29 protein-coding genes and 3 tRNA genes are annotated in these 25,623 nt (G+C 66.2%); 15 read left to right on the plus strand and 17 right to left on the minus strand.

All coding sequences use genetic code 11. The annotated features are described in order from the left end of the window. Positions 1-19 precede the first annotated feature (19 nt). The 4 genes from rpmG to K414_RS0124230 all read right to left on the minus strand — a co-directional run bounded on the left by rpmG (position 20) and on the right by K414_RS0124230 (position 743). Positions 20-187 (minus strand): 50S ribosomal protein L33, encoded by a 168-nt coding sequence (gene rpmG, locus K414_RS0124215; protein WP_027498281.1) that lies wholly within the window; start codon positions 185-187, stop codon positions 20-22. An 81-nt stretch (positions 188-268) separates the two neighbouring features. Continuing rightward, positions 269-341 (minus strand) — tRNA-Met (locus K414_RS0124220). Between the two features lie 63 nt (positions 342-404). Further along, positions 405-477, minus strand: a tRNA-Thr gene (locus K414_RS0124225). Between the two features lie 183 nt (positions 478-660). Further along, positions 661-743, minus strand: a tRNA-Tyr gene (locus tag K414_RS0124230). A gap of 175 nt (positions 744-918) precedes the next feature. On the opposite strand from K414_RS0124230, the gene K414_RS0124235 reads away from it, so the two are divergent. Further along, a complete protein-coding gene (locus K414_RS0124235; RefSeq protein WP_027498282.1) occupies positions 919-1,419 on the plus strand; it encodes a YajQ family cyclic di-GMP-binding protein in 501 nt (166 codons plus the stop codon). Positions 1,420-1,485: 66 nt separating this feature from the next. Here K414_RS0124235 and htpX read toward each other — a convergent pair whose 3' ends face one another. Further along, entirely contained in the window at positions 1,486-2,355 is an 870-nt protein-coding gene (gene htpX / locus K414_RS0124240; RefSeq protein ID WP_027498283.1) for a zinc metalloprotease HtpX, read from the minus strand. Between the two features lie 87 nt (positions 2,356-2,442). Beyond that, on the minus strand, positions 2,443-3,462 hold the full coding sequence (locus K414_RS0124245; RefSeq protein ID WP_037219533.1) for a polyprenyl synthetase family protein: 1,020 nt from the start codon (positions 3,460-3,462) through the stop codon (positions 2,443-2,445). 294 nt (positions 3,463-3,756) lie between these two features. Between K414_RS0124245 and K414_RS0124250 the strand changes: the two genes are divergently transcribed. Then, positions 3,757-5,004, plus strand: a complete 1,248-nt coding sequence (locus K414_RS0124250) for a geranylgeranyl reductase family protein (RefSeq protein ID WP_027498285.1) — start codon at positions 3,757-3,759, stop codon at positions 5,002-5,004. Positions 5,005-5,016: 12 nt separating this feature from the next. Here K414_RS0124250 and K414_RS0124255 read toward each other — a convergent pair whose 3' ends face one another. The 4 genes from K414_RS0124255 to K414_RS0124270 form a co-directional block, all read right to left on the minus strand. Then, a complete protein-coding gene (locus K414_RS0124255; RefSeq protein ID WP_027498286.1) occupies positions 5,017-5,712 on the minus strand; it encodes a demethylmenaquinone methyltransferase in 696 nt (231 codons plus the stop codon). A gap of 14 nt (positions 5,713-5,726) precedes the next feature. Beyond that, entirely contained in the window at positions 5,727-6,866 is a 1,140-nt protein-coding gene (locus tag K414_RS0124260) for a glycosyltransferase family 1 protein (RefSeq protein ID WP_027498287.1), read from the minus strand. Positions 6,867-6,929: 63 nt separating this feature from the next. Next, entirely contained in the window at positions 6,930-7,355 is a 426-nt protein-coding gene (locus K414_RS0124265; protein ID WP_037219537.1) for a glutaredoxin domain-containing protein, read from the minus strand. Beyond that, a complete protein-coding gene (locus tag K414_RS0124270; protein WP_051365416.1) occupies positions 7,348-7,830 on the minus strand; it encodes a hypothetical protein in 483 nt (160 codons plus the stop codon). Before K414_RS0124270 ends, K414_RS0124265 begins: the two co-directional genes overlap by 8 nt. Before the next feature lie 55 nt (positions 7,831-7,885). Between K414_RS0124270 and K414_RS0124275 the strand changes: the two genes are divergently transcribed. Then, positions 7,886-8,389, plus strand: coding sequence for a DUF2505 domain-containing protein (locus K414_RS0124275; RefSeq protein ID WP_027498290.1), 504 nt, complete (start codon positions 7,886-7,888; stop codon positions 8,387-8,389). On the opposite strand, the gene menD is transcribed toward K414_RS0124275, so the two are convergent. Continuing rightward, complete coding sequence (gene menD / locus K414_RS0124280; protein ID WP_027498291.1) at positions 8,386-9,996, minus strand: 2-succinyl-5-enolpyruvyl-6-hydroxy-3-cyclohexene-1-carboxylic-acid synthase; 1,611 nt, start codon at positions 9,994-9,996, stop codon at positions 8,386-8,388. The two genes, K414_RS0124275 and menD, sit on opposite strands and share 4 nt — an antisense overlap. A 62-nt stretch (positions 9,997-10,058) precedes the next feature. Between menD and K414_RS0124285 the strand changes: the two genes are divergently transcribed. Genes K414_RS0124285 through K414_RS0124300 form a run of 4 tightly spaced genes read left to right on the plus strand, consistent with a single transcriptional unit; the run spans position 10,059 to position 14,025 of the window. Then, a complete protein-coding gene (locus tag K414_RS0124285) occupies positions 10,059-10,646 on the plus strand; it encodes a flavin reductase family protein (protein WP_027498292.1) in 588 nt (195 codons plus the stop codon). Next, on the plus strand, positions 10,643-11,707 hold the full coding sequence (locus tag K414_RS0124290; protein WP_027498293.1) for an AbrB family transcriptional regulator: 1,065 nt from the start codon (positions 10,643-10,645) through the stop codon (positions 11,705-11,707). Before K414_RS0124285 ends, K414_RS0124290 begins: the two co-directional genes overlap by 4 nt. A 49-nt stretch (positions 11,708-11,756) precedes the next feature. Next, positions 11,757-12,605, plus strand: a complete 849-nt coding sequence (locus tag K414_RS0124295) for a siderophore-interacting protein (protein ID WP_027498294.1) — start codon at positions 11,757-11,759, stop codon at positions 12,603-12,605. Between the two features lie 22 nt (positions 12,606-12,627). After that, complete coding sequence (locus tag K414_RS0124300; protein WP_027498295.1) at positions 12,628-14,025, plus strand: DUF2252 domain-containing protein; 1,398 nt, start codon at positions 12,628-12,630, stop codon at positions 14,023-14,025. Positions 14,026-14,109: 84 nt separating this feature from the next. On the opposite strand, the gene K414_RS0124305 is transcribed toward K414_RS0124300, so the two are convergent. From K414_RS0124305 to K414_RS0124315, 3 genes are read right to left on the minus strand one after another with little or no spacing between them, the layout of a single operon-like run. Further along, positions 14,110-14,553, minus strand: coding sequence for a hypothetical protein (locus tag K414_RS0124305; RefSeq protein WP_027498296.1), 444 nt, complete (start codon positions 14,551-14,553; stop codon positions 14,110-14,112). Between the two features lie 52 nt (positions 14,554-14,605). Further along, the gene (locus K414_RS0124310; RefSeq protein WP_027498297.1) at positions 14,606-15,577 is read right to left on the minus strand and encodes an o-succinylbenzoate synthase; all 972 of its coding nucleotides are present in this window, start codon (positions 15,575-15,577) and stop codon (positions 14,606-14,608) included. Continuing rightward, positions 15,574-16,218: a PaaI family thioesterase gene (locus tag K414_RS0124315; protein ID WP_027498298.1), complete on the minus strand. Its 645-nt coding sequence runs from the start codon at positions 16,216-16,218 to the stop codon at positions 15,574-15,576. Before K414_RS0124315 ends, K414_RS0124310 begins: the two co-directional genes overlap by 4 nt. Before the next feature lie 68 nt (positions 16,219-16,286). Between K414_RS0124315 and K414_RS0124320 the strand changes: the two genes are divergently transcribed. The 3 genes from K414_RS0124320 to K414_RS0124330 all read left to right on the plus strand — a co-directional run bounded on the left by K414_RS0124320 (position 16,287) and on the right by K414_RS0124330 (position 18,777). Next, complete coding sequence (locus K414_RS0124320; protein ID WP_027498299.1) at positions 16,287-17,180, plus strand: 1,4-dihydroxy-2-naphthoyl-CoA synthase; 894 nt, start codon at positions 16,287-16,289, stop codon at positions 17,178-17,180. Positions 17,181-17,186: 6 nt separating this feature from the next. After that, positions 17,187-18,308: a GGDEF domain-containing protein gene (locus K414_RS0124325; RefSeq protein WP_230592923.1), complete on the plus strand. Its 1,122-nt coding sequence runs from the start codon at positions 17,187-17,189 to the stop codon at positions 18,306-18,308. Between the two features lie 88 nt (positions 18,309-18,396). After that, positions 18,397-18,777 carry a VOC family protein gene (locus K414_RS0124330; RefSeq protein WP_027498301.1) on the plus strand — a complete coding sequence of 127 codons (381 nt, stop codon included), beginning with the start codon at positions 18,397-18,399 and terminating at the stop codon, positions 18,775-18,777. On the opposite strand, the gene K414_RS0124335 is transcribed toward K414_RS0124330, so the two are convergent. After that, the gene (locus K414_RS0124335; protein WP_027498302.1) at positions 18,774-20,045 is read right to left on the minus strand and encodes an EAL domain-containing protein; all 1,272 of its coding nucleotides are present in this window, start codon (positions 20,043-20,045) and stop codon (positions 18,774-18,776) included. The genes K414_RS0124330 and K414_RS0124335 overlap by 4 nt on opposite strands. A gap of 105 nt (positions 20,046-20,150) precedes the next feature. Then, the gene (locus K414_RS0124340; protein ID WP_230591124.1) at positions 20,151-21,479 is read right to left on the minus strand and encodes a hypothetical protein; all 1,329 of its coding nucleotides are present in this window, start codon (positions 21,477-21,479) and stop codon (positions 20,151-20,153) included. A 177-nt stretch (positions 21,480-21,656) separates the two neighbouring features. On the opposite strand from K414_RS0124340, the gene K414_RS0124345 reads away from it, so the two are divergent. The 5 genes from K414_RS0124345 to menE are packed head-to-tail and all read left to right on the plus strand — an operon-like array spanning position 21,657 to position 24,944. Then, on the plus strand, positions 21,657-22,829 hold the full coding sequence (locus K414_RS0124345) for an inorganic phosphate transporter (RefSeq protein WP_027498304.1): 1,173 nt from the start codon (positions 21,657-21,659) through the stop codon (positions 22,827-22,829). 5 nt (positions 22,830-22,834) lie between these two features. Next, positions 22,835-23,122 carry a hypothetical protein gene (locus K414_RS0124350; protein WP_027498305.1) on the plus strand — a complete coding sequence of 96 codons (288 nt, stop codon included), beginning with the start codon at positions 22,835-22,837 and terminating at the stop codon, positions 23,120-23,122. A gap of 26 nt (positions 23,123-23,148) precedes the next feature. Then, positions 23,149-23,478 carry a DUF3349 domain-containing protein gene (locus tag K414_RS0124355; protein WP_027498306.1) on the plus strand — a complete coding sequence of 110 codons (330 nt, stop codon included), beginning with the start codon at positions 23,149-23,151 and terminating at the stop codon, positions 23,476-23,478. Positions 23,479-23,482: 4 nt separating this feature from the next. Beyond that, on the plus strand, positions 23,483-23,797 hold the full coding sequence (locus K414_RS0124360) for a DUF3349 domain-containing protein (protein WP_027498307.1): 315 nt from the start codon (positions 23,483-23,485) through the stop codon (positions 23,795-23,797). 10 nt (positions 23,798-23,807) lie between these two features. Then, positions 23,808-24,944 carry an o-succinylbenzoate--CoA ligase gene (menE, locus tag K414_RS0124365; RefSeq protein WP_027498308.1) on the plus strand — a complete coding sequence of 379 codons (1,137 nt, stop codon included), beginning with the start codon at positions 23,808-23,810 and terminating at the stop codon, positions 24,942-24,944. Positions 24,945-24,966: 22 nt separating this feature from the next. Here the strand turns inward: menE and aztA are convergent, their stop codons facing one another. Further along, a complete protein-coding gene (gene aztA / locus K414_RS27900; protein ID WP_037219540.1) occupies positions 24,967-25,617 on the minus strand; it encodes a zinc ABC transporter ATP-binding protein AztA in 651 nt (216 codons plus the stop codon). Positions 25,618-25,623 lie beyond the last annotated feature (6 nt).

The raw sequence follows: 25,623 nt of genomic DNA on the forward strand, positions 1-25,623 counted from the left end.
AACCAGCGAGCCGTGCAATCTAGCGAGATTCGCGGTGAGCCCGGTGCGTTCCGCAGTTGGAGCAGAACTTCTTCAGCTCGATGCGGTCGGGATCGTTCCGACGGTTCTTCTTGGTGATGTAGTTGCGGTGCTTGCAAACCTCGCAGGCCAAGGTGATCTTGGGCCGCACATCGGTGGAGGAGGCCACTGGACGCCTACTTTCGGGTAAATCTGATCTGGGTCAATCAGGACTGTTCATGCGTGCTACTTGCCGTGCTTGCCTACTGTGTAGCGGTGACCGGACTTGAACCGGCGACGCAACGATTATGAGTCGTTTGCTCTACCAACTGAGCTACACCGCCTCAGGTGCTCATCGTCCACCATCCCACGAACGGGAGCGCGACGTCGAGCCATCCAATCCAGCGAGCCCCCTAACGGAATCGAACCGTTGACCTTTTCCTTACCATGGAAACGCTCTACCGACTGAGCTAAGGGGGCGGGTGACTACGGGAACTCTCGTTCCGCAGGCTCCACCTCAGAACACGAACAAGCCGTGCGCTGAAGCCTTCAAGAGGTTACACATTCCGAGCACCGACTGCCAAATTGCGAGGTCAGCGGCCCTGATATGTCCTCTTCACATGGAAACCCCAGCGAGAAAATTTCTCGCCGGGGTTCCAGGTGTGGCAGATGTAGGATTCGAACCTACGTAGGCATAAGCCGACGGATTTACAGTCCGCTCCCATTGGCCGCTCGGGCAATCTGCCGTGCTGCGATCGAAGTCCGTGCTGGTCTTCGGCGCGGTGAGAAGAATACAACGAACGTCCCCCCGGAACGCAAACCGGGTGGATACGGTCGGTAGCGGGCCGATAAAGTCCCAGCGGGATGTGGACCGACACCACCGCAGAAACAAATTTTCGATTCGACTGGAGAGTGTGAGAAGTGGCTGATTCGTCCTTCGACGTAGTGAGCAAAGTCGACCGGCAGGAAGTGGACAACGCTCTCGGACAGGCCGCGAAGGAGCTGGCGACCCGCTTCGACTTCCGAGGATCGGACACCAGCATCGAGTGGTCCGGCAGTGGCGAGTCCGAGACCATCGTCATCACGTCCGAATCCGAGGAGAAGGTCAAGGCAGCTCTGGACGTCTTCAAGGAGAAACTGATCCGACGCGACGTATCGCTCAAGGCTTTCGAGACCAACGACCCGGCCGCGTCCGGCAAGGTCTACAAGGTCACCGGCAAACTCGTGCAAGGCATCAGCACCGAGAACGCCAAGAAGATCTCCAAGAAGATCCGCGACGACGGCCCCAAGGGCGTCAAGGCCCAGATCCAGGGCGACGAGCTGCGCGTGAGCAGCAAGAAGCGCGACGACCTGCAGGCAATCCAGCAGCTGCTCAAGAACGAGGACTTCGGCATCGCCCTGCAGTTCGTCAACTACCGGTAGAGCGCCGCATGTGAGTGGAACCTCGTAGCAGGCTACGAAGTTCCACTCACATGCCGCAGGCTCCGGTCAGTACGGCCGGTGGCCGGCCATCCGCTCGAGCCGCTCGATTCGGTCGGCCATCGGCGGGTGGGTGGCGAACAGTGCGCCCGCCTTGTCGCCGATACGGAACGGATTGGCGATCATCAGATGCGACTCCGCGGCCAGCCGCGGCTCGGGCGGCAGCGGTGCCAGCTGCACCCCCTGCTCGAGCTTTCGCAGTGCCGACGCCAGAGCCAACGGATCACCGGTCAGCTCGGCACCGGACTGATCGGCCTGATACTCCCGAGACCGAGAGACCGCGAGGCGAACCAGGCTGGCCGCAATGGGTCCCAGCATCGACACCAGCAGCAGCGCGAGCGGGTTCGGTCCCCCGTTGCCGCGTCCACCGAACACATTCGCAAAGAAGGCCAGGTTCGCCAGGCCGGAGATGACCGAGGCCATGGCACCGGCCACCGACGAAATCAGGATGTCGCGGTTGTAGACGTGCGAGAGTTCGTGTCCGAGCACCGCTCGCAGTTCCCGCTCGTCGAGGATCCGAAGAATGCCCTCGGTGCAGCACACGGCTGCGTTGCGCGGGTTCCGCCCGGTGGCGAACGCGTTGGGATTGTTGGTCGGGCTCACGTACAGCGCGGGCATCGGCTGATGCGCCGTTGTCGCCAATTCCCGCACGATCCGGTACATCGCCGGCTGCTCGAGCTCACTCACCGGCACCGCGTGCATCGACTTCAGAGCCATCTTCGCGCTGTTGAAGTACGCGTAGCCGTTGACGCCGACGGCCAGCACGATCGACCCGATCAGAATCATCGAGTTACCGAACAACGAACCGATGAAGACGATCAGCGCAGACATCCCGACCAGCAGGCCGAATGTCTTCGCACCGTTGGCGTAACTGTTCATCGTGACGGGTGCCTCCTCGTACCGGGTGTTCCTACCCGATCCAACGACGGCACCCCGACGTGCAGTTCCCGACCACCGAGTGGGCGACTACCCCACGCGTTCGACGGTGTAGTTCACCAGTCGGCCCAGGGCGTCGTTGGCCGGTCCCTGCGGCAGCAGTGCGAGCTCGGCGTGGGCGCGGTCGGCGTACTCGCCGAGGGTCTTCTTGGCCGCGACCATGCCGGGTGATCGCTGCAACAACTCCAGGGCCTCGGTGACCAGCGCATCCTCGGTGACCGGGCCGGCCAGGATCTCGCGCAGGCGGTCGCCGTCGGAACCTTCCTCGCGGAGCGCGAACAGCACCGGCAGGGTGTGCACGCCTTCCCGCAGGTCGGTGCCGGGAGTCTTACCCGACTGCTCGGTGGCCGAGGAGATGTCGATGATGTCGTCGGAGATCTGGAACGCGGTGCCGACAGCGTCACCGAGGCGCTCGAGGCGTCCCACGTGCTCGGCATCGCCGCCACTGAACGTGCCGCCGAAGCGCCCACAGGAGGCGATCAGCGACCCGGTCTTCTCCCACACGACCTTCAGGTAGTGCGCGATGGGATCGTCGGTGCTCTTGGCCCCGATCGTTTCGCGCATCTGCCCGGTGACCAGCTCGGCGAAGGTCTCGGCGATGATGCGGACGGCGTCGGGTCCGAGGGTGGACACCAGACGCGACGCGTGTGCGAAGAGGTAGTCGCCGGCGAGGATCGCCACACTGTTGCCCCAGCGTGAGTTCGCACTCTCGGCTCCGCGGCGCATCGACGCCTCGTCCATGACGTCGTCGTGATAAAGCGTCGCCAAGTGCACCAGCTCGACCACGGTGGCGGCGGTGACGATCGCCGGATCTGTCGGCGACGGCCCCAGCTGGCCGGTCAGCACGGTGAACAGGGGTCGGAATCGCTTGCCGCCGGCCTTCGCCAGATGCAGAGCAGCCTCGGTCAAAAACTCTTCGCCGTCGGACAGTTCGCTGATCATCAGCTCTTCGACGCGCGCGAGACCGTCGGCGACGGATCGAGCGAGCTCCGGGTCACCCAGGTCGACTCCGGCAACGACCGTTACTGCGGTCGCGTCGTCTGTACTCACGATGTTGATCCCTGTCCTGTCGTCGGCGTCGAGCGGCGATGGATGACGGAAACTGCTGCTCGGGTACTACCGTAGTGAACCTAGTGTGCACACTCGCACGACGGTGCCGCCCACCACAGGTGACTATTCCCTCACCGAACCGAGCCCGAGTCGCTTCCCGACGCGGCCTGCAGGGCCGATGAGTGAACGACGTCACCGCTCCGACGGTGAACACCCCCGATGAGCAGGGCCTCGACAACGGTCGACCGAAGGCCCTGACGGCGCAGCACCGCGGCAATCGGGATACTGGGATCTGTGACCTCATCCAACCCGGCCCTGCCCTCCTCGACCGATGTGTTGGTCGTGGGCGCGGGCCCCGCAGGATCGTCCGCGGCAGCGTGGGCAGCGCGTTCGGGCCGCGACGTCGTACTCGCCGACGCGGCCGTCTTTCCCCGGGACAAGACGTGCGGCGACGGGCTGACTCCGCGCGCGGTCGCCGAACTCGATCGGTTGGGCCTGGGTGAATGGGTTCGCGGTACCGCGCGCAATCGCGGGTTGCGCCTGAGTGGGTTCGGCCAGGAACTCGAGCTCGAATGGCCGAGCAGATCTTTCCCGGCGGTGGGCAGCGCCGTCCCGCGAACCGAATTGGACGACCGTATTCGCCGCGTCGCCGTCGAGGCCGGGGCTGTGATGGCCGAGGGTGCCAAAGCGGTGTCCGTCACCCGCGACGGAAATGCGGTCCGAACGGTGACGCTGCAGACCGGCGAAGGCAGCCACGAGGTCGCGTGCCGCACTCTGATCGTCGCCGACGGAGTCCGGTCCACGCTGGGCAAGCAACTCGGACGCCAGTGGCACCGCGACACCGCGTTCGGCGTCGCCGCCCGCGCGTACATCACGTCTGCGCGCAGCGACGACGAATGGATCAGCTCACACCTCGAACTGCGCGACGGCGCAGGCACGCTGCAGCCCGGCTACGGATGGGTCTTCCCCCTGAACGACGGCAACATCAACATCGGCGTCGGCACGCTGGCCACCGCCACCCGGCCCGCACCGGGAGCCCTGCGTCCCCTGCTGGACCTCTACACCCAGCAGCGGCGGTCGGAATGGGAACTGACCGGCGAGCTACGGTCGGTCGCGTCGGCGCTGCTGCCGATGGGCGGGGCGGTCTCCGGCGTCGCGGGGGTGAACTGGGCGATCATCGGTGACGCCGCAGCGTGCGTGAACCCACTCAACGGTGAGGGCATCGACTACGGACTCGAAGGCGGCCGCATGGTCGTCGGCCTTCTCGATCACGCCGACCTGACCGACGCCTGGCCGACCCTGCTGCGTGAGCACTACGGTCAAGCCTTCTCCATTGCTCGACGCCTCGCCGGACTGCTGACCGTGCCGAGGTTCCTGCCCGCAGCGGGTCCGGTGGGCATGCGCTCGCGGGCACTGATGAAAGTTGCCGTCCGGTGCATGGGCAACCTGGTCACCGAGGCCGACAGCGACCTCGTCGCTCGTACGTGGCGAACCGCAGGAACCACGTCACTGAAAATCGATTCGCGGCCGCCGTTTTCGTAGCCGCGCGCGGACTCAGGGCCGAATTGCCTTGTGCAGAGCCACGATTCCGCCGGTGAGGTTGCGCCACTGCACGTCCGTCCAGCCGGCGTCGGCGATGCGCTGAGCCAACTGTTCCTGCGTGGGCCACGCGCGGATCGACTCGGCGAGATAGACGTAGGCGTCGGGGTTGCTGCTCACTGCGCGAGCGACTTTGGGGAGCGCCTTCATCAGGTACTCCATGTATGCCGTGCGGAACGGACCGAAGACCGGGGTAGAGAATTCCGAGACCACAAGACGCCCACCGGGTTTGGTGACTCGGGCGATTTCGCGCAGACCTGCATCGAAGTCGGAGACATTGCGAAGACCGAACGAGATGGTGGCGGCGTCGAAACTGGCGTCGGCGTACGGAAGCGCCATCGCGTCACCGGCGACCATCGGCACTCCGCGGGAGAGTCCGGCTCGGAGCATGCCCTTGGAGAAGTCGGTGGCGACGCACCAGGCCCCGCTGCGTCCGAGTTCGACGGTGGAGACGCCGGTGCCGGCGGCGAGATCCAGGACCCGCTCGCCGGGCTTCAGGTCGAGGGCTCGGCGGGTCAGCTTGCGCCAGCTGCGGTCCTGGCCGAACGACAGAACGGTGTTGGTGATGTCGTAGCGTCGGGCGACGCCGTCGAACATCGACGCCACCTCGTGGGGCTCTTTTTCCAGGGTTGCGCGCGATGTCGTGGCCACGAACTCCAGCTTACTCAGGCTGCTTCGGTCACCCGTGGCGCTGTGATGCCTTGCACGTCGTAGTAGTGGGAGATCAGCTCGTCGCAGATGGCCGGCCAGGTGCGGTGCAGAACCGAACGGCGGGCGGCGTTGCCGAAGCGGGCGCGGGTGGTGGGTTCGGCGAGAGCGCCGACTGCACTGGGCAGCAGCTCGGTGAACTTGTCGACCGGCAGTAGGTAGCCGTTGCGGCAGTGCGAGACCAGATCGCGGGGTCCGCCGGCGTCGGGCCCGATGACGGGCACTCCGCTGGCGAGGGCTTCTTGGACTGCCTGACAGAAGGTTTCGTGTTCGCCGGGGTGGACGAAGATGTCGAAGCTGGCGTAGGCCTGCGCGAGTTCGTCTCCGCCGAGTTGCCCGGTGAAGATCGCATTCGGCATCAACGCCTGCAGTGCTGCCGTATCGGGTCCGCCGCCGACGATCACCAGCTGAACCGACGGATCTGCGGCCAGCACGGCGAGCCGCTCGACGTGCTTCTCCGGCGCGAGCCTGCCGACGAACCCGACGATCAACTTTTCGCCTGCTCCCCATCGGCCGCGAAGGGTGGCCGACGCGGCCGAGGGCGCGAACCGAACCGCGTCCACTCCCCTGGCCCACCGGTGTACGCGCGGGATGCCGTGCTGCTCGAGAGCGTCGACGGCCGAGGTGGACGGTGCCAGAGTGCGGGCCGCTCCGCGGTGCAGTCTCCTGGTCCAACGCCACGCGGCCTTCGAGGTCAAGCCGAGGCCGTAGCTCGCGGCGAATCCTGCGACATCGGTCTGGTAAACGGCGACGGCAGGCACGTCGAGGCGGTTGGCGGCGGCCAGGCCGCCCGCTCCGAGCAGGAACGGGGACGCCAGATGCACGACGTCGGGCGCGAAGGTCCTTAGCGCCGAGACCATCCCGAGGCCAGGAACACCGACGGGTAGGGAGCTGACCTTCGGCACCATCACGGACGGCACTCGGTGGACCGGGACGCCGTTGTGCCAGGTCGCCGCTCGCGGTCCCGACGGGTTGTCCGGGGCGACGACGATGGCGTCGTGCCCGGTCTTCTCGAGATGTTCGAGGACACGGATCACCGAGTGGGTGACGCCGTTCATGTTGGGTAAGAACGATTCCGCAACGATGGCTACTCGCACGGTCCTCAGTGTGGGTGGCCACGCGGTCGCCCAGGCATGGACGACGTTACGTGTGGGCCAACGTCACACGAATTGCTGGGCGACCCACGACGGACTCGGGTTGGTGCGGTGTTCGGTGCGCATCAACACCGTCGGAACCGTCTCGTTCCCGTCGTTCACCGACCGAACCCGCGCTGCGGCAGCAGCATCTGCGCGGATGTTCGTCCACACGGCCTTCTTTCCGCGGAGCAACAGCGCAACCCGCAGCCGAAGGCAGAAGATGCAACCGGGCCGCCAGTAGATCAGCGGCACCGATTTCTCGGTCGCGAACACTCGAGACGCGTCGTCGGACAGAGAACGGGGATACAGCACCGGAGTCGTCAGGACGAGCAGAAACACCACCACGAGCACCATGATCACGATCGAGGACGCGACGTTGCCGAAGTTCACCAACGCGAACCCGGCCACCGCGGCGACAGCAGCGATGACCCACTGCCTGGCATTACGCATTCTGTACCTCCGTGCGCTGGGCCCCCATACGCTGGGTCTCCTTGCGACGTAACCAGAACAGGGCCGGCAGGGCGATCAGCCACGTGACGACGATGACCGATCCAGCGGGGACGATGGCCACGGTGGCGTCACGGCCGGCTACCCGCACCAGCAGGTCGCTGTCGTTGTCGTCGGAGTCCGCCTTGTAGTACTCGACCTCGATGCGCTGACCCACGACGAGATTGGTGGGGTACAGCACGCCGAGTCTGGGGTTGTGGGTCACGCCGTCGGGGGTGATGAAACTGACCGCCGAACGCAATTTGCCCGCCGAGAGCACCTCGGCCGTCGCGACGCCCTTGTCGGAGTCGATGGTGACGTCGTTTCGCCAGGCACCGACCACCAAGAGGACCGACAGAACCGAGATGGCGACCGCGACCACGAGCACGACCAGCCGGATTCTGTGCAGAGTTCGGCTGCCCCTCTCGGTGTCAATCACAGCATTCAGGTTACTTCGCGGCCGGTTCGCCTCCGCTCCGGTAGCCTCTGTGCTCATGTCGCGCAGCTTCGAGTTCACCGTCGAATCGTCCAATCCGCCCGCTGACGTGCACGCCGCACTCACCAGTGAAGACCAGTGGGCCGCTCGCTTCGCCAAGGCGAAGAAGACGGACGGGTACGAGATGACCAAGCACGACGACGGCGGCTTGACCGTGGACATCACCGAGGAGGTCGGCACGTCCGAACTGCCCGGGTTCGTCACGAAAGTCATCAAGGGCAAGCTGATCGTCTCGCGTACCGACCACTGGGGTCCGCTCGAAGGCGACCACGCCGAGGGCACGCTGGTCGGCGGCACCACGGGTCTCCCCGCGAAGGTGAACGGCACCCTCTCGCTTCGCCCCGACGGCACCGGAGCGAAACTGGTCGTCAAGGGTGAGTCGACGGTCAAGATTCCGCTCGTCGGCGGCAAGATCGAAGACCTGATCAACAAGATGATCAAGGACATGATCGATCAGGAAACCGGCGAAACACTCGAATGGGTTGCTGCGCAACAGAATTAGAGACGGGCCCGGATCGCTGCGTGTAGGTCGCGCAGCCCGGACCGTTCCGTGGTCACTTCCAGCACGCGGATTCCGTCGGCGTGGCCGGTGAGTTCGGTTGCCAGATCGGCCAAGTCGACCAGGTGGTGCTCCACGCGGTAGGCCCCGCACAACGCCCCCAGATCCATTCCGTGCGGTGTTCCGAACACCCGCTCGAACACACCCGCGTACTGCGGGTCGCCCTGTTCGAGAAGCTCGAAGATGCCGCCGCCGTCGTCGTTGGCGACGACGATCGTCAGATCGTCCGGACGCGGCTCGCCGGTGCCGATGAGCAGACCGGCCGCGTCGTGCAGGAACGTCAGATCACCGAGAAGGGCCACCGTGCGGCGCTTTCCGGCCATTGCCGCACCGATGGCCGTCGAGACGGTGCCGTCGATGCCGGCCACGCCACGATTGGACAGAACCTTCACGCCCGGGATCGGAGTCGAGACCAGGGCCGCGTCGCGCACGGGGTTGGAGGCTCCGAGCACCAGCTGGTCTCCGGGCTGCAATGCCGACATCACCGCGTCGGCCACATGCAGACCCGTCGGCTTGGGGTGCTCTCGAAGTTGTTGGTGCACAGCCTTTTCGGCGCGTTCCGATAGGGCAGCGCAGCGCGCGATCCACGCGGGATCGGGTGCGCCGGTGGTCACGGCACGCGTGCCGGTGGCCAGTACATTGCCCGAGACGTCGGGCCAGCGCGGGCCGGTGGTGAGCGCGATGACGTCCACCGCCGGATCCGCGAGCAGTGCCGACACCTGCCGGTGCAGGGTCGGGCGACCAGTGATGACGGCTTGACGCGGCTTCAACTGCGCAAGAGCCAAGGGATGCAACGCAATTCCGTGCAGTGGCGCGGTCGGCTCGGCAACGGTCGGCAGCCCGGCCAACTCCGGACGAACGGCTCCGCCGTGCCCGGACACGACGACGGTGTCGACCGACAGATCGAGTTCGACCGGTACGTCGAGCGTCGCCTGGGTGGTCGAAGTCCACGGCAACCCGCCGGGGCGTCCCTCGGGGCACGCCCCCGGATCACCGAGCGCGGGAACCAACGGCTCGCGCAGAGGGATATCGAAGTGCACCGGGCCGGCATTGCCCGAGCGCGCACCCCTGGCTGCTGCGATGACCCGCGAGACCGCGCTGCGCCACTGACTGTTCTGCTTGGGGCCTTCCTCGGCGAGTCCGAGACTGATGGTTGCGCGCACCTGTGATCCGAACAGACCGAGCTGCTCGATGGTCTGGTTGGCACCGGTGCCGAGCATCTCGTACGGCCGGTTGGCAGAGATGACGATCAACGGGATGCGAGCGTAGTTCGCTTCGAGCACGGCCGGCCCCAAGTTCGCCACCGCCGTTCCCGACGTCATCACCACCGGGACGGGTTGGCCGCTGCCCAGGCTCAGTCCGATGGCCAGAAATCCGGCGGTGCGCTCGTCGATACGCATGTGCAACCGCAGGCGTCCGGCCACATCGGCTTCCTGCAACGCGAACGCCAACGGTGCGTTGCGCGAGCCGGGACAGAGCACGACGTCTTCGATACCGCTGCGTGCCAGTTCGTCGACAACAGCAGTGGCCTGAGCGGTGGACGGGTTCACAGATTCCAGAGTGTCAGACTCTCCGGTCGGCCGCCGCAACCGGGCTTTGACAGTATTGAGTGGTGCGCACAGTCTTCCGACCCGATGAGGTCACCCCCCGCCGCTTCTACCAGCTACTGACCGCGTCGGTGGTGCCCAGGCCCATCGCGTGGATTTCCACGGTCTCGGCCGACGGTGTGGCGAACCTCGCGCCCTACAGCTTCTTCACCGTCTCGTCCGTGGAACCGCCGGTCGTCCAGTTCACGTCCGTGACCCGCAAGGACAGTCTGCGCAACATCGAGGCCACCGGTGAGTTCGTCGTCAATCTGGCCACGGAACCGTTGGTCGATCAGGTCAACGGCAGCTCGGCGAGCTTCGAGCACGGCGTCAGCGAGTTCGAGGCCGTCGGCATCGAGAGCGAACCCAGCGCGATCGTCACGCCGCCGCGGGTAGCTGCCGCCCCGATCGCCATCGAAGCCACCCTGCACCGCGTCGTCGAGGTGGGAAACTGCTTCGTCGTCATGGGGAGCGTCGTCGCGGTGTCGGTTCGACCGGAATTTCTCGCCGAGGACGGCCTGCCCGAGTTCGAGACCATCGCTCCGCTCAGTCGACTCGGCCGTACCGAGTGGGGACTGCCGCCCGAGGTTCGCGAGATCGAGCGACCTTCTTGATTCGCTGGCTGCTGCTGGTTCTCGTCACGGTCGCACTGACCGTCGGGGCCGATGCGCTCGGCGTGCCGTCGGCTGCGTTGTTCGTTGCACTGTTGGTGGCGATCGTGTTCGCGCTCGCCGGATGGGCTCCGACGACCGGAACCGAGCGAGCGCCGCTCCCCCGCAGACTCGGCATGGCGGCGCAGGCAATCCTCGGCGTCGAAATCGGCACGCTGGTGCAGAGCGACACTCTGAGCTCGCTGGGCGATACCTGGCTGCCGGTACTGCTGGCATGCATCGGCACCCTGTTGCTGTCGATCGCGGCCGGCGCGCTGTTGGGGCTTCGTAAAGACATCGATTCACTGACCGGCTCCTTGGCGCTGGTCGCAGGCGGAGCCTCGGGACTGGTGGCGATCACCCAGGAGTTGGGCGGCGACGAACGCGTGGTCGCGGTGGTGCAATACCTGCGCGTCGTGCTGGTGACCACAACGCTGCCGCTGGTCGCAACCCTGGTGTTCGACGCCCAACCCGGACAATCGTCGGTCACCGCCGACGTGCACGAGGCGCTGTGGATCGACCTCGCCTTCGTCGTGATCTGCGGCGTCATCGGCGTGATGCTGGCCAAGATGATCCGGCTGCCCGCCCCCGCCCTGCTCGGCCCGCTGATGATCGCCACGCTCGCCGACGTGCTCGGCGTCTCGTTCGACGCGTCCGTCCCGACGCTGTTGCTGTGGGCGGCGTACATCGTCATCGGCTGGCAGGCCGGACTGCGGTTCACCGTCGCCAGCTTGAAGTCGATCTCGCGGGTCCTGCCCGCATCGCTGATGTTGATCATCGCCGTCACCGTCTGCTGCGCGATGCTCGGCCTGTGGCTGGCGTCCGCGACGGGGACGAGCGGCTACGAGGGATACCTCGCGACCACTCCCGGCGGGGTGTACGCGGTGCTGGCCATCGCCGCGTCGACCGGGGCGAACGTCACCTTCGTCGTGGCCGCCCAGGTGATCCGCGTGTTCATGATGTTGTTCGCAGTACCCGTCGGAGCCAAGGTGGTCCAGCGCTACCGGCGCGGTCGGCCCGAGTGAGAGATCGACGGAACCCCATCGCAGCTTAGGGTCGGCTAACCTGTGCGGCATGGGTAAGTACCTCAAACCGGAGAACCCCGCGTTCTACCGCCTGACCGTGCTCGGGAGCGACCGAATCAGCCCCAGCTTCATCCGGGTGACCCTCGGCGGCGATTCGTTGTCGAACTTCCGCTACATGGGCTACGACCACTGGTTTCGCCTGTTCCTGCCGCAGCCGGGCCAAGACGAGCCGCGCATCCCCAGCGCCACCTCGATGCTCTGGTACGCCCAGTATCTGACGTTCTCCAAGGACACCAAGCCGGCGGTCCGCAACTACACGGTCAGCCGATACCGCGCTGCGGGAGAGGGCACGTACGGCGACGGCCCGGAGCTGGATGTGGACTTCGTGGCGCACGGCGAAGTAGATGGAGCCGGCGGAACCGGTGGTCACAGTGGTCCGGCGTCGTCGTGGGCTACCAGGGCGGTCCCAGGCGATCGCGTCGCGATCTTCGACGAAGGCCGCATCTACACGTTCGAGGGACAATCGAGCTGGCAGTTGCTCGTCGGCGACGAGAGTGCTGCCCCGGCGATTCTCGGCATTCTGCGGTCGTTGCCGGCCGACGTTCGGGTCAAGGCCTTCGTCGAAGTGCCCACCGAGGCCGACATCCAGAAGCAGGACGTGCACGCAGGCGTCGAGATCGAATGGATCGTGCGCCCCAACCCCCTGGCCAAGCCGGGCGAGGCCGCGTTGGCCGCGGTGCAGAAAGCCGAGCTTCCGGACGGCGATCCGTACGTGTACGTGGCCGGGGAACAGGGGCTGGCGACGGGTCTGCGTAGATACCTGGTGAACGAGCGTTCCGTACCCAAGTCTCGGATCTGCTTCACCGGATACTGGAAGTTCGGTAAAGCCGCCCCGTAGCCCTCGATTAGTGTGACTTCACATGCCCGGCTCCGGAAAAGGTCATACCGTCGTCACCGACTCGGCAGCAGTCGACAGCGCGCCGTACGCATCGTTACGTGCGCGGCCACTCCCCCGAGCCGAACGATACGAGCTGGGTCGACGCCTGCGCGACAAGGTCCCGATCGCATCGCTGGGCGACTGGACACCGCCGCCGGATCGCCCGGACCCGGTGCAGCAGATCGAGTACTCGCACCAGGGCCGGATCGAATGGCTCATCCCCACGCGCCTCGAGCGCATGGTCGAATCCCCGTACGGCTTCCTGCGCGGGACCGCGATCGTCATGGCCCGCGACGTCGCGATGCTGCCGTCCACCGGCATCAACCCGGTGATCAGCGGCGACGCCCACCTCGGAAACTTCGGCTTCTACGCCTCCCCCGAACGCGACCTCGTCATCGACCTCAACGACTTCGACGAAGCACACCCGGGTGCCTGGGAATGGGATCTACGACGCCTCGCCGCGAGCATCTGGGTGGCCGGCCGACAGAACGGACGCAGCGAGGATCGGTGCCGCGATGCCGTCGCCGCCTGCGTGTCCGCGTATCGAATCGAGGTCGCGCGCCTCGCCGACGAACCGCTGATGTCGCGGTCGTTCCAACGGTTGACGGCCGAGAAACTGCAACGGGACGCCACCGCGGGATCGTTGCGCAAGGAGATCAAACGCGCCACCAAGAAAGCGCGTCGACGCACCAGTGACCGCGTCCTGCCGCGATTCACCGAGGAACACGAGGGCACTCGCAGGATCGTCGAGGAGCCGCCGATCACCACCCGAATCTCGGCCGAGGACGAGGAATTGCTGGCCGTCGGACTGGACGAATACCTGCTCACCCTCACCCCGCATTGGCGTCGGGTACTGGGGGGATACACGTTGATCGACGTCGCGCATCGCGTCGTCGGAGTCGGCAGTGTCGGGCTCCGGGCGTACGTGGCACTGCTCGAAGGCACCAGCGCGGACGACGTGGTGTTCCTGCAGCTCAAGCAGGCCAGACGGTCGGTGCTCGCCCCGTATGTGCACGGCGAATCGGCCTGGCACGACCATCAGGGACAACGCGTGGTGGAGTACCAGCAGGATCTGCAGACGGTCAGCGATCCACTGCTGGGGTGGTGCACGATCGCCGGACGGCAGTACTACGTGCGGCAGTTCCGCAACATGAAGGGGACGATCGATCTCTCGTCGATCGATGCACCCGCGCTGGTGGACTATGCGCGGGTGGTGGGGCGACTGCTCGCGAAGGGACACGCTCGCACCAGCGGCGCGTCGATGATCTCGGGATACACGGGCGATTCCGATGAACTCGACGTCGCACTGTGCCGCTTCGCGCGGCTCTACGCCGACCAAACCGAGGCCGATTGGGAGCGTTTGAGCGCTACGCGCATGTGAGTGTGGAGCCCTCGGGTCGTTCCGCGGGCTCCACTCCCACCTCGTAGCCTGCTACGAGTTTCCACTCACATGCGGCGAAGCCGCTCAGGCGTGCTTGGCGACCAGATCGCCGACGCGCGGCAGTGCCTCGGTGACGTTCTTCTTCGCCGAGCCACGCAGGCTGCCGTAGAACTTCTTGACGACGGACTTGTCCGTCTCCTCGATGCGCGCATCGGTGACCGAGAGCAAAGCGTCGGACGCGGCATCTCCGTTGGCAGCAAGGTACTCACCGAACGTGCCCTGCGGGGCAGCGTTGTACGACTGCCAGAACGGATCGAGCTTGTCGACGAAATCGGGCCACAGAGCCGAGACCGCATTGTCGATGTAGGACGGACCGACCTTCTTCACTGCGCCGTAGCCCCCCTTGACCGCGAGGCCACTCGCGCCCTTCTTGTCGGCTACCTCGGCGTCGATCAATGCCAATACGTCGACGCGCAGAGCGTCGGCCTTCGACTCGTCGAGCAGCGAATCCTTCAGTGCAGCAACCACTTCGAACTTCCTCCCAGATGTGTCGGCGGCCCCACGCGGACCGGGCGCAACACTACCGCAGCAGTGCGTGGCAGCGCCGCACTCGCTCGATCCACCACTGGGTGCGCTCGGCGTCGGCACCGAGTTCGATCAACGCGTGCGGATCCGGCTCGACGCTCTGGACCGGATACGTTCCGTCGACCACCTCGGGTGCCGGTGCGACGTCGCGAACGAACAGGCTGCCCGTCCCCAGTCCGCAGGCGAATTCGAGATGCGGCAGCGCGGCGGCAGCGGCGAGCCCGGAGGCGATGCCCACAGCCGAATCGAGTGCACTCGACACGACCACCGGCACGCCGTACTCCCCCAGTTCGCCGGCCAGTTCGAGCAGTGCGCGCATGCCGCCGAGCGGAGCGACCTTGAGTACCGCGATGTCCGCGCCGCCGGCCCGCACGACCTTCATCGGGTCCTCGGCCCGACGGATGCTCTCGTCCGCGGCCACCCGAACTCCCGGAGCCCGGCGGCGCAGCTCGACGAGCTCGGCAACCGTGGCGCACGGCTGCTCCGCGTATTCGAGTGGCCCGTCCGCAGTGAGAGCAACCAACGCAGTGACTGCCTCGTCGACGGTCCAGCCCCCGTTGGCGTCGATCCGCACCCGCGGCACCAGCTCGCGCACCGCACGAACGCGAGCCACGTCGTCGGCCAGGCTCTGCCCCTTCTCGGCCACTTTCACCTTCGCCGTTTCGGCCCCGGGTGAGCGGCTCAGCACGCCCGCCACATCGGAGGCGTCGACCGCGGGCACGGTCGCGTTGACCGCGATGCGTCGACGCACCGCATTCGGTGGGCCCTCCCACGCGGCCTCGATCGCCGACGCCAACCACGGGGCGGACTCGACGTCGTCGTACTCGGGGAACGGAGAGAATTCACCCCACCCACCGGGACCACGAATCAACATCACCTCACGGGTGGTGATCCCACGGAACTTCGTCCGCATCGGCATCGAGAGCACGTGCGCACCGTCGAGCAGATCGTCGATCGGGGGAATCATTGCTGCCCCGGGAGCAACTGCACCATCAGTGCCTCGCAGTCGGCGAGCAGGTTGCCGTCCAGATCCGTCAGCCTCGCGCTGATGAACGTCTTACGACCCTCCACCTTGTCCACGGCACCCTCGACGACCAACTCGGTGTTCAGGGGGGTCACCTTGCGGTAGTTGATGTGCAGATATGCGGTCCGGCTGATGGGCCGACCGTAGGCGTGCTGGATCAGGCCGAAGAGGTCGTCGAACAGCAGCGGAAGGGTGCCGCCGTGCGCGGCGGCGTTGCCACCGAGGTGGAAGCGACGGAACATGCCACGGCTACGGACGCCGTCGGCTGCGAATTTCTCGATGATCCACGGCGGCAGCAGCAGCGAACCACGGCCCGGCAGAGCAGGTACCCGCCCCGCGGTCTGCTTGCCTTCGGCGACCACGTGCGGCTCCAACAACTCGATCAATTCCCGAGTCTTGCTCGCGGCTGCCTCGGTGACGTCTGCGGGCAGCGACGTGGACACCGCGAGATCCTGGACCGTGCGCAGTGCCTCGAGCAACTGCCCGTATTCCGGCCCCACCTTCGCCGGAACGAAACGCGGGAAGCCGCCGTGGTGGTCGTAATCGGGGTCGGAACTGCGGTCGAGCTGCATCGGATCGGTCATGACCTGCACGCTAGCTGCATCGCCCGGCCGCAGCGGATTCAGCCCTCGCCACCGTTAAGCTGGCCCACGTGACCTTCACTCCCGCACTGTGGCGTCCCGTTCCCGGCTTCGAAGATCTGACCGACATCACCTATCACCGCCACGTGTCCGACGCGACCGTGCGGGTGGCGTTCGATCGTCCCGAGATTCGCAACGCTTTTCGGCCGCACACCGTCGACGAGCTGTACCGCGCGCTCGAACACGCTCGCGTGAGTTCGGACGTGGGAACGGTGCTGCTCACCGGCAACGGGCCGAGCAGCAAGGACGGCGGCTGGGCGTTCTGTTCCGGCGGCGATCAGCGCATTCGCGGACGAAGTGGCTACCAGTATGCGGACGGTGAAACGGCCGAGACGGTCGACAAGGCTCGCGCGGGCCGACTGCACATTCTCGAGGTGCAGCGGCTGATCCGCTTCATGCCCAAGGTCGTCATCTGCCTCGTCAACGGGTGGGCAGCGGGTGGCGGGCACAGCTTGCACGTGGTGTGCGATCTGACGCTCGCGAGCCGCGAGCACGCTCGCTTCAAGCAGACCGACGCCGACGTGGGCAGCTTCGACGGTGGTTACGGCAGTGCGTACCTGGCCAAGATGGTCGGGCAGAAGTTCGCCCGAGAAATCTTCTTCCTCGGCGAGACGTACTCGGCCGAGGAAATGCACCGCATGGGCGCGGTGAACAAGGTGGTCGATCACGCCGAACTCGAGAACACCGCCATCGAGTGGGCCGCGAAGATCAACGCCAAGTCGCCGCAGGCGCAGCGGATGCTCAAGTACGCGTTCAACCTGCAGGACGACGGTCTCGTCGGCCAGCAGTTGTTCGCCGGTGAAGCCACCCGGCTGGCATACATGACCGACGAGGCCGTCGAGGGACGCGATGCGTTCCTGGAGAAGCGCGAGCCCGACTGGTCGCCGTTTCCTCGATATTTCTGACGCTTCGTGACCCCGAACTCACATCACCGCGATCGCGGTACTGCCGCGGGTGCTCTGTGGGCCTGGTTCACGCAGCCGTACGACTACCGCTGGATGGCGGACTTCCAGAACTCGCGGCCCACCGGAAAGCTCATCCGATGGGTGATGGCGATCCTGACGCTGAACTACGGCGCTCTGGCGGTGGTGGCCCTCTTCTCCGACGGTGCCACGCGGAACGCCGCGGCAATCGGCTGGAAGGCATTCCTGGTCGTCATGGCGGTGGCGGTCGCGGCCGCGTGGATCGCCAAGCCGTTCCCGGGTCGCCTCGGGGTGGTGGCATTCGCGGTGTTCGCCGATCTGGGCACCGCGTCGTCGATCCTCGTCAACCCGATCGCCGACGCGATCCTGACGTGCGCGCTGTTCGCCGTCATCGGCACCTTCTGCACGTTCTTCGTCAGCCCACGGTGGCTGGTGGCTCACCTGATCTTCTCGGTGGCGTGCACCGTCGCTGCCGCGGCGGCGACATACCGCACCGGCGACGTGGACGTCGCGTCACTGATCTTCCGGACCGACGTGGTGTTGCTCGCGATCGCCGGGGTGCCGCTCACCTCGCATCTGTTGGTCACCGTGTTGACCGACGACGCCCGTAGTTCGTTGCTCGACCCGCTCACCGGGTTGCTGAATCGGCGCGGACTCGAATCGGTGATCCACGATGTCTGGTTGCTCGGCCGCGAGGAGGATCGCTGCTCGGCCGTCGTGGTGGTGGACATCGATCGCTTCAAAGCCGTCAACGACGACTACGGGCACGAGGAGGGAGACGCCGTCATCGTTCGCGTCGCCGAGCGTCTGGGCGTACACATGGGTAGATACGGCGTGATCGCGCGCACCGGCGGCGAGGAATACCTCGCCGTGGTCTCGACGTCGCGCCTGCACATCGATGCGTTGATCCACGGTGTTCGACGAGCCATGCGCGATCCCGACGACGGCGTCGCCGTGACGGTCAGTGTGGGGGCAGCCATCCTGCACGCGAGTTCACCCCTGTGGGAGCAGAACCTCGACCTCGTGACGCGGGCGATGCGGGTGGCGGACTCGATGATGTACGAGGCCAAGGCAGCCGGCGGAAACCGGATCGTCACGACGGTGCTGTGACGCCACTGATCCGGGTCGTTCCGCAGGCTCCACTCTCGCTGTGACCATCCTGCGGCAGTGATGGTCGGTTGCGTGATATCCATGCGTGGTGGACATCCTCGCTGCACGTACCATCCTGCGCCCGGTCGACTACCGGAAGACCCTCGAGTTCTATCGAGACGGCCTGTCTCTTGCGGTGTGCCGTGAATATCCCGGCGGCACGGTGTTGTTCGCAGGCCAAGGGTTGATCGAGATCGCAGCGCACGGCGGCACCGAGGAGCCGGGATCGTTCTCCGGGGCACTGTGGCTGCAGGTTCGCGACATCGATTCTGCCACAGCGGAATTGGAGCAGGCCGGCATTGCGATCGTGCGGGCGGCGACCACCGAACCCTGGGGGCTCATCGAGATGTGGATCGAGGATCCCGACGGAATCCCCATCGTGCTGGTGCAGATTCCGCAGGACCACCCACTCCGCCGGGATACTCGCTAGCCACCCGAGACGGTTCGCAGTACCGCCGACGCCGATTGCGGCCTCGACCACAGATATCCCTGCGCCAGAGTGCATCCGAGATCGAGAGCGGCGTCGGCCTGAGCTCGACTTTCGATCCCCTCGACGATCATCGTCAGCTCCAAATCCTTGGCGACCGAGGCCAACGACTTGATCATCGCCCGACCGGCCACGGTGTCGATGAACCGCGTCAGATGTCCGTCGATCTTGATGCCGTCCGGTTGCAACGTCACCAAGCGTTCGAGAGACGACCAGCCGGAGCCGAAGTCGTCGAGCAGGACGCGGAAACCCAGCCGGTGCACGTCGTCGATGTGCTTGCGCAGCAACGGCCCTGGCGTCACCGACGAGGTCTCGGTGAGTTCGAGCGAAATGGATTTCGGGGACACCTCGGTCGACGCGATCGCGCGTTCGAGTTGGCCGACGCCGTCCGGATGCGCCAGATGACGTCCGGAAATGTTGACGGTCAGCCGCAGGTCCGGTCGGTGTACGTGCCACTTCTTCATCTCCGCGGCTGCCTGCGCGAGCACGCTCAGATCCACGTCGATGATCAGTTCACTCGCCTCGGCGAACGGCACGAAGTCCGCGGGCACCACCAGACCCCGAGTGGGATGGTGCCAGCGCGCCAATGCCTCGAAGCCGACTATCTCCTCTGTCCGTAGGTCCACGATCGACTGGAACCACGGGACGATGTGACCGTCGGCGAGGGAGTCGGCGATGTCGTTGTCGCTGCCGAGTCGGGTGGATCCCGAGCCGACCCGCCGATGCAGATCGAGCTGCTCTTCGAGGACGGACGCGAACTGTTCGAGCTCCTGCATCTGGTCGTTGGAGAGGGGCCTCGAGGTGCGGTCGAGCAAGCACAGAGTGCCGATCACCAGACCTTCTCGTCCGCGAAGCGGAACCGAGGCATAGGACTCGATGCCGTTCTCGTCGAGCAGCGCGCGTTGCCGGGTGGTGGCATCGACCCGGCCGTGGGCGACGACCGCAGGCACTCCCGTGCGCACCACGTCGTCACACAGGGTGTCGGCCCGCACCACGGTGGACATCGGTGGACCACCGATGTTGACCAATGTGTACTGGGTGTCCTCGTCCAACACGTTCAGCTGGGCGATGGCGAATCCGACACTGCGTGCCGCGAATTCGACGGTGGAGCGCAACGCGGGTGTGGTTGCTTCCAGATCGAGGTAGCGGCGAGCCGAGTCGCTCTGCCGCCGGGACTGGGAGCGTGCGGTGTCGTGCACCTCACCGTCCACCAGCATCTCCTCGCAGCCGACATCCGGGCACGCTCTCGACCCGGGTGGAACCGAGTTTAACCGTGCACGAACGGCAGACCGCAGGCAAACCCCATCTCGAGCTCGTCACAATGCCGGGAAGCGTGTGTGCAGGAGCCGATGACGCAACACAGCCGCAGCCACCCGTGCGCCTTCGTCGGTTGCGACGCGGTTGTCGGCCGAGCGGAACGCTCCGAGAGCGTCGAGTTCTGCGATCAACGTGTCCGCCAGAGTCTCGGCGTGCTCCGACTCCGGCTCCTCCCCCGCATGGGTCCATCCCTCCGCACGCAACAGTCGAGCCGAATCGTCGGCCGTCGCCTGCGCGTCGGCGATGTCGTTGCCCAGGATCATCCGGGCCAGGAGAACCTCCGCCGCGATCGAGTCGGGGTGGTAGTCACTGCCGACTATTCCCCCGGTGAGCACGCGCCACAATCCGTCCGAGCTCAGCTGCCGGGTGCGCGTCGTCGGAACCAGCCTGCCTGCGGATCGACGCATCAACCGAAGTCGCATCACCAGGCGCCGGAGAGCGAGAACCTTGTCGGTATCGAGTTCGCGTCCGACGAACTGCGGACGCTCGGCTACCGGAAAGACGGTGCGAGCGATCCGCGCCACCAGATCGTCCGGCAGATACCCGGCATCGGTCAGCGCCACGCCGTCGCCGATGCACCCGATGAAGCTCTCGAGTCTGCGCACGCACCCGTACACCGGCTCGACTGCCTCGTGCAGCGCCTCGCGCAAGCCCAGGTAGAGCTCGGCGCGTGGAGCGCTGTAACTGCTCCACAGTTCGATGCGGTGGTCGAGAAGTTGTTCGAGCAGAACGTCGTCGGTGCCGTTCTTGCCCTGATCCGAGGTCAGCACCGCGTCGGTCACGCCGCGGCGACGCGTCGCCCGTGCGGTGACTCCCAGCGGCCTGCCACCGGGCTTCGACGGCTCGAACTCACCGGCAATGGTCGCCACTTCGAGTGTCTCACCGATCTTTTCGACGATGGCCCGCTCGACCCCGGTCGGAGCGTCCTGCCACGTCACCAACTCGGTGTCGACTGCTCCGATACCGGATTGCTCGGTGGCGGCGCGATACTGCTGCAGCCAGATCGCATCGTCGGTGGCACGTACGAGCTCGTCCGTCACGCCGCTGCGTGCGATCTCCGCATACGCGACGCGTCCCAGCCGCTCGAGCAGATCCCCGAGCGCTCGGGCGATGTCGACGGCCCGATCGGGGCCCTCGGCCGCGTGGCGCAGATAGATCCACAGAAATGTCTGTACGGAATGCTGTGTCGGCCCCGCAGGCGGCGACACCGCGGCCAGTCCGTCCCACCCGAGCCGGGCGTCGGCGGCAAGAGCCGGATCGACGGAATCGAAGTACGACAGGGCGGCCGACACCGCATCATCCATACCGGATCCCTTCACGTCGTCCACTGTTCCACAATGCTTCGACCGGAGGAGACCACCGTCGTGCGCTACGCCACAGACGAAGTGGACATATAAGGCAAAAAGGTGAACTGGAGGTGAACTGGAGACGACTTCGCGGCACCCGAGAAGAACACTTCGCAAGAAATTTCCGCGAATGGCCGTTCGTGTCCCACACTTTCCACCGTGAGCGCTGAATTTCTCGTACTTCTCGTGGTGGTCGTGACGGCCCTGGCCTTCGACTTCACCAACGGTTTCCACGACACCGCCAACGCCATGGCGACGTCGATCGCAACGGGGGCATTGAAGCCCAAGGTCGCGGTCACCCTGTCTGCCGTCCTCAACCTGGTCGGCGCCTTCCTGTCCGTAGAGGTCGCAGCCACCGTCGCGAAGGGGATCGTCAATCTCGGCGACACCGGCGGCCAGGCCCTGCTGACCATCATCTTCGCCGGCCTCGTCGGCGGCATCCTGTGGAACCTCGCCACCTGGCTGCTCGGCATCCCGTCGAGCAGCTCGCACGCACTGTTCGGCGGCCTCATCGGTGCCACCATGGCGGGCCTGGGAACCAGCGGCGTCGTGTGGGACGGGGTGTGGAGCAAGATCGTGTTGCCCGCCGTGCTGGCCCCCATCGTCGCCGGCCTCGTCGCCACCGTCGGTACCTGGATCATCTACCGCATCACCAACGCAGTTCCCGAGAAGTCCAAGGAGCGCGGATTCCGGTGGGGCCAGATCGGTTCGGCCTCACTCGTCTCGCTCGCCCACGGCACCAACGACGCCCAGAAGACGATGGGCGTGATCTTCCTGGCGCTCGTCGCCTACGGGACTGTCTCGCCGGACGCCGAGATGCCCCTGTGGGTCAAGGTCACGTGCGCCCTCGCCATCGCGTTGGGCACCTACCTCGGCGGCTGGCGCGTCATCCGCACCCTCGGTAAGGGCCTCGTGGAGATCGCATCCCCGCAGGGCATGGCAGCCGAGTCCTCTTCTGCCGCAATCATTCTGACGTCGAGCCACCTCGGCCTCCCGCTCTCGACCACGCAGGTCGCGACCGGCTCGATCCTCGGATCGGGACTCGGAAAGCCCGGTGCCGCCGTGCGCTGGAACGTCGCAGGACGCATGGCCGTCGCCTGGGTCATCACCTTGCCGCTCGCCGGCGTGGTCGGCGCCGCATGCTGGCTGCTCGCCCACACGATCGGCGGTCTGCCCGGCATCCTCGTGGTCTTCGCCATCCTCGTCGGCCTGGCCACCGTCATGTACATCCGCTCGCGCCGCGAACCCGTCGATCCGGACAACGTGAACGCCGAATGGGACGGCGGACTCGTTCCTGCCGCCGCCGAAACCGACTCCCCCGCGAAGGTCTGAACATCATGGAAACCCTCAAGCACACACTCGATTCGCTCTGGCAGGTCGTTCTCGTCGGCCTGCTGCTCGGTGCCGGACTGCCCGCGATCTTCGCTTTCGGACTCAAGGCACTCTCGGTCGGTGAGCCCTCGGACGAGGCCACTGCCTCGGGCACCACACGCGTGGCCCGACCCGCAGTCGCCACCGCCGCGGCCGTCCTCTGTTTCGCAGTGGTCGTCGTCGCCATCGTGGCCGGAATTCTCTTCATCATGAAGAACTTCCTCGACAGCACATTCGGCATCTCCGTCTTCTGACACACCCGAGAAGGGGTACAGCTCTCATGACCGACTCCACCAAGACCGCATTCCCGGCCTCGGTGCTCGAATGGCTCCGAGCCGGATACCCCGAGGGCGTTCCGCCCAAGGACCGATTCCCGCTCGTCGCCCTTCTGCGCCGCGCCGCACTCACCGACGCTCAGGTGCAAGAGATCGTTCTCGAACTCGTCTCTCCCGCCACCGGCGCACTCGACGACGGTGCCATTTCGACCGAGGAGATCGCGACGTACATCCGCGACCAGATCGACGCCGAGCCGACGGCCGAGGACATCTCCCGTGTCTCGGCACGACTGGCCGCCGGTGGCTGGCCGCTCGCGGATCCGGCTGCCCTGTAAGACCATGGCGGTCCCGTCGTTCCTCCACTCGATCGTCGAGTGGCTCCGCGGCGGGTATCCCGACGGGGTACCCGAAGCGGATTACGTTCCCCTCCTTGCCCTTCTGAATCGGCGACTGTCCGACGACGAAGTGCAGTCGGTGATGGATGCCCTCATCGCCGACGGCCAGTTACCTGCCGACAAGGCCGGAATTTCCGTCACCATCACCAAGGTCACCAACGAGCTGCCCCGAGAAGAGGACGTCAATCGGGTGCGCGCGAACCTCGCCGCCGGGGGTTGGCCTCTGGCCGACCCGTTCACGATCCGGCGCAAGGACTAATCTCGCCAGTGTGCTCGAGAGCGTTCCCATTCCAGCAGGCTCGGCCGCGGCAGACATCCTGCCGCGGCTGAGCCGTCTGCTGGCCGGCGACGGCCCGGCCGTCCTCCCCGTCCCCGCCGACGATCCACGCGAGATCCGTCGCCTGCACGACGCGTTGGCCCCCGGAACCCCCATCGACGACGACGTCGCATTGGTCGTCGCGACATCCGGGACGACGGGAATTCCCAAGGGTGCCATGCTGTCTGCGTCCGCACTGGTCGCGTCGGCGACGGCAACCGAGGAGCGCCTCGGCGGCCCCGGCTCGTGGCTGCTGGCTCTGCCAGCACACCACATCGCCGGGATGCAGGTGTTGCTGCGCAGCGTGCTCGCCGGCACGTCGCCGGTGATCATGGACGTCTCTGCCGGCTTCGACCCGGCCGCCTTGATCGAGGCCGTGGGACGGATGTCGGGTCCGCTGCGCTACACCTCCCTGGTGCCCGGCCAGTTGGTCAAAGCACTCGAGAACCCCGAGGCCACTGCTGCACTGGCATCGCTGGACGCCGTGTTGCTCGGCGGCGCTGCCACGCCGATTCCGTTGCGCGAGAGAGCCATTGCCGCGGGCGTTCGATTGGTACGCACCTACGGCATGAGCGAAACCGCGGGCGGCTGTGTGTACGACGGAGTTCCGTTGCACAGCACCGTCGTTCGGATCGACGACGGACGAGTGGTTCTGGGCGGGCGGACTCTGGCCTCGGGCTATCGCGGATTACCGGACCATCCGGCATTCGCCGAGCCGGGATGGTTCCGCACGGACGACGCAGGCACGATGATCGACGGGGTGCTGAGCATCACCGGTCGACTCGACGAGGCCATCTCGACGGGCGGCTTGACCGTCGTACCGCAGGTGGTCGAAGCCGCGCTGGCAACGCATCCCGCTGTCCGAGAGTGCGCTGTCGTCGGATTGCCGGATGAGCGCCTCGGCCAGAAAGTGGTGGTAGCAGTGGTTGCCTCTGCGCCGGTGACGTTGACGGAGTTGCGCTCTCACGTAGAGCAGTCGCTCGATGCCACCGCTGCACCGCGGGAGCTGTTCCTCGTCGACGCACTTCCGACCCGAGGCCCGGGCAAACTGGACCGCGCGGGATTGCGAGCCGCGTTGGCGGCGCGGTGAGAGCACCCGACACGCGTATCCGTCAGAAGACGATTCGACCGTCCTCGAGTCGCACCACTTCGTCGGCCGCGGCCAACACCTCGGGATCGTGAGACACACACGCAACGGCAACTCCGCGCATCGTCTCCTCACGCATGACGGCTCGAATCCGTTGTCCACTGGCGGCGTCGAGACCTGTCGTGGGTTCGTCGAGCAACAGGAGATCGGCCCGGCGGGCCACACCCTGAGCCAGTAGGGTGCGCTGACGCTGCCCTCCGGACAGGTCGGCGAACGGCATGCCGGTCAGTTCCGCGATGTCGAGGCGCTCGAGGGCGTCGCGCACCGATGCCCGAGCCTCGGTGTTCATCGGACGCCACCGGCCGAGGCGTCCCCACGCACCCACTGCCACGACATCCCATACGGTCAACGGCAACCGATCCGGCACAGCAGCGCGCTGCGGAACGAATGCAATTGCGCGAGTTGCGCTTCGGGTCCCGCCCGTCAGTGGCCGGGTGCCGGCGACCACCTCGAGCAACGTGGACTTGCCGGCACCGTTCGGCCCTGCGATGGCCATGAGCCGACCGGGTAACAGGTCCAGATCGACGCCTGCGAGTGCCGTGTGGCCGGAGAACTCGACGCGGACGCCCCGGAGGCGAGCGAACTCGGACGACGCGCTGACAGCTGAGGTGTTCACATTGCC

Source organism: Rhodococcus sp. JG-3, assembly GCF_000482405.1.
GTDB classification, from domain to species: domain Bacteria; phylum Actinomycetota; class Actinomycetes; order Mycobacteriales; family Mycobacteriaceae; genus Rhodococcoides; species Rhodococcoides fascians.

Bases quoted from the DNA above. Each gene is read 5' to 3' on its own strand.
- htpX (WP_027498283.1), bottom strand. From the start codon at position 2,355: ATGAACAGTTACGCCAACGGTGCGAAGACATTCGGCCTGCTGGTCGGG.
- K414_RS0124265 (WP_037219537.1), bottom strand. From the start codon at position 7,355: ATGCGTAATGCCAGGCAGTGGGTCATCGCTGCTGTCGCCGCGGTGGCC.
- K414_RS0124275 (WP_027498290.1), top strand. From the start codon at position 7,886: ATGTCGCGCAGCTTCGAGTTCACCGTCGAATCGTCCAATCCGCCCGCT.
- K414_RS0124295 (WP_027498294.1), top strand. From the start codon at position 11,757: ATGGGTAAGTACCTCAAACCGGAGAACCCCGCGTTCTACCGCCTGACC.
- K414_RS0124300 (WP_027498295.1), top strand. From the start codon at position 12,628: ATGCCCGGCTCCGGAAAAGGTCATACCGTCGTCACCGACTCGGCAGCA.
- K414_RS0124310 (WP_027498297.1), bottom strand. From the start codon at position 15,577: ATGATTCCCCCGATCGACGATCTGCTCGACGGTGCGCACGTGCTCTCG.
- K414_RS0124315 (WP_027498298.1), bottom strand. From the start codon at position 16,218: ATGACCGATCCGATGCAGCTCGACCGCAGTTCCGACCCCGATTACGAC.
- K414_RS0124350 (WP_027498305.1), top strand. From the start codon at position 22,835: ATGGAAACCCTCAAGCACACACTCGATTCGCTCTGGCAGGTCGTTCTC.
- K414_RS0124355 (WP_027498306.1), top strand. From the start codon at position 23,149: ATGACCGACTCCACCAAGACCGCATTCCCGGCCTCGGTGCTCGAATGG.
- K414_RS0124360 (WP_027498307.1), top strand. From the start codon at position 23,483: ATGGCGGTCCCGTCGTTCCTCCACTCGATCGTCGAGTGGCTCCGCGGC.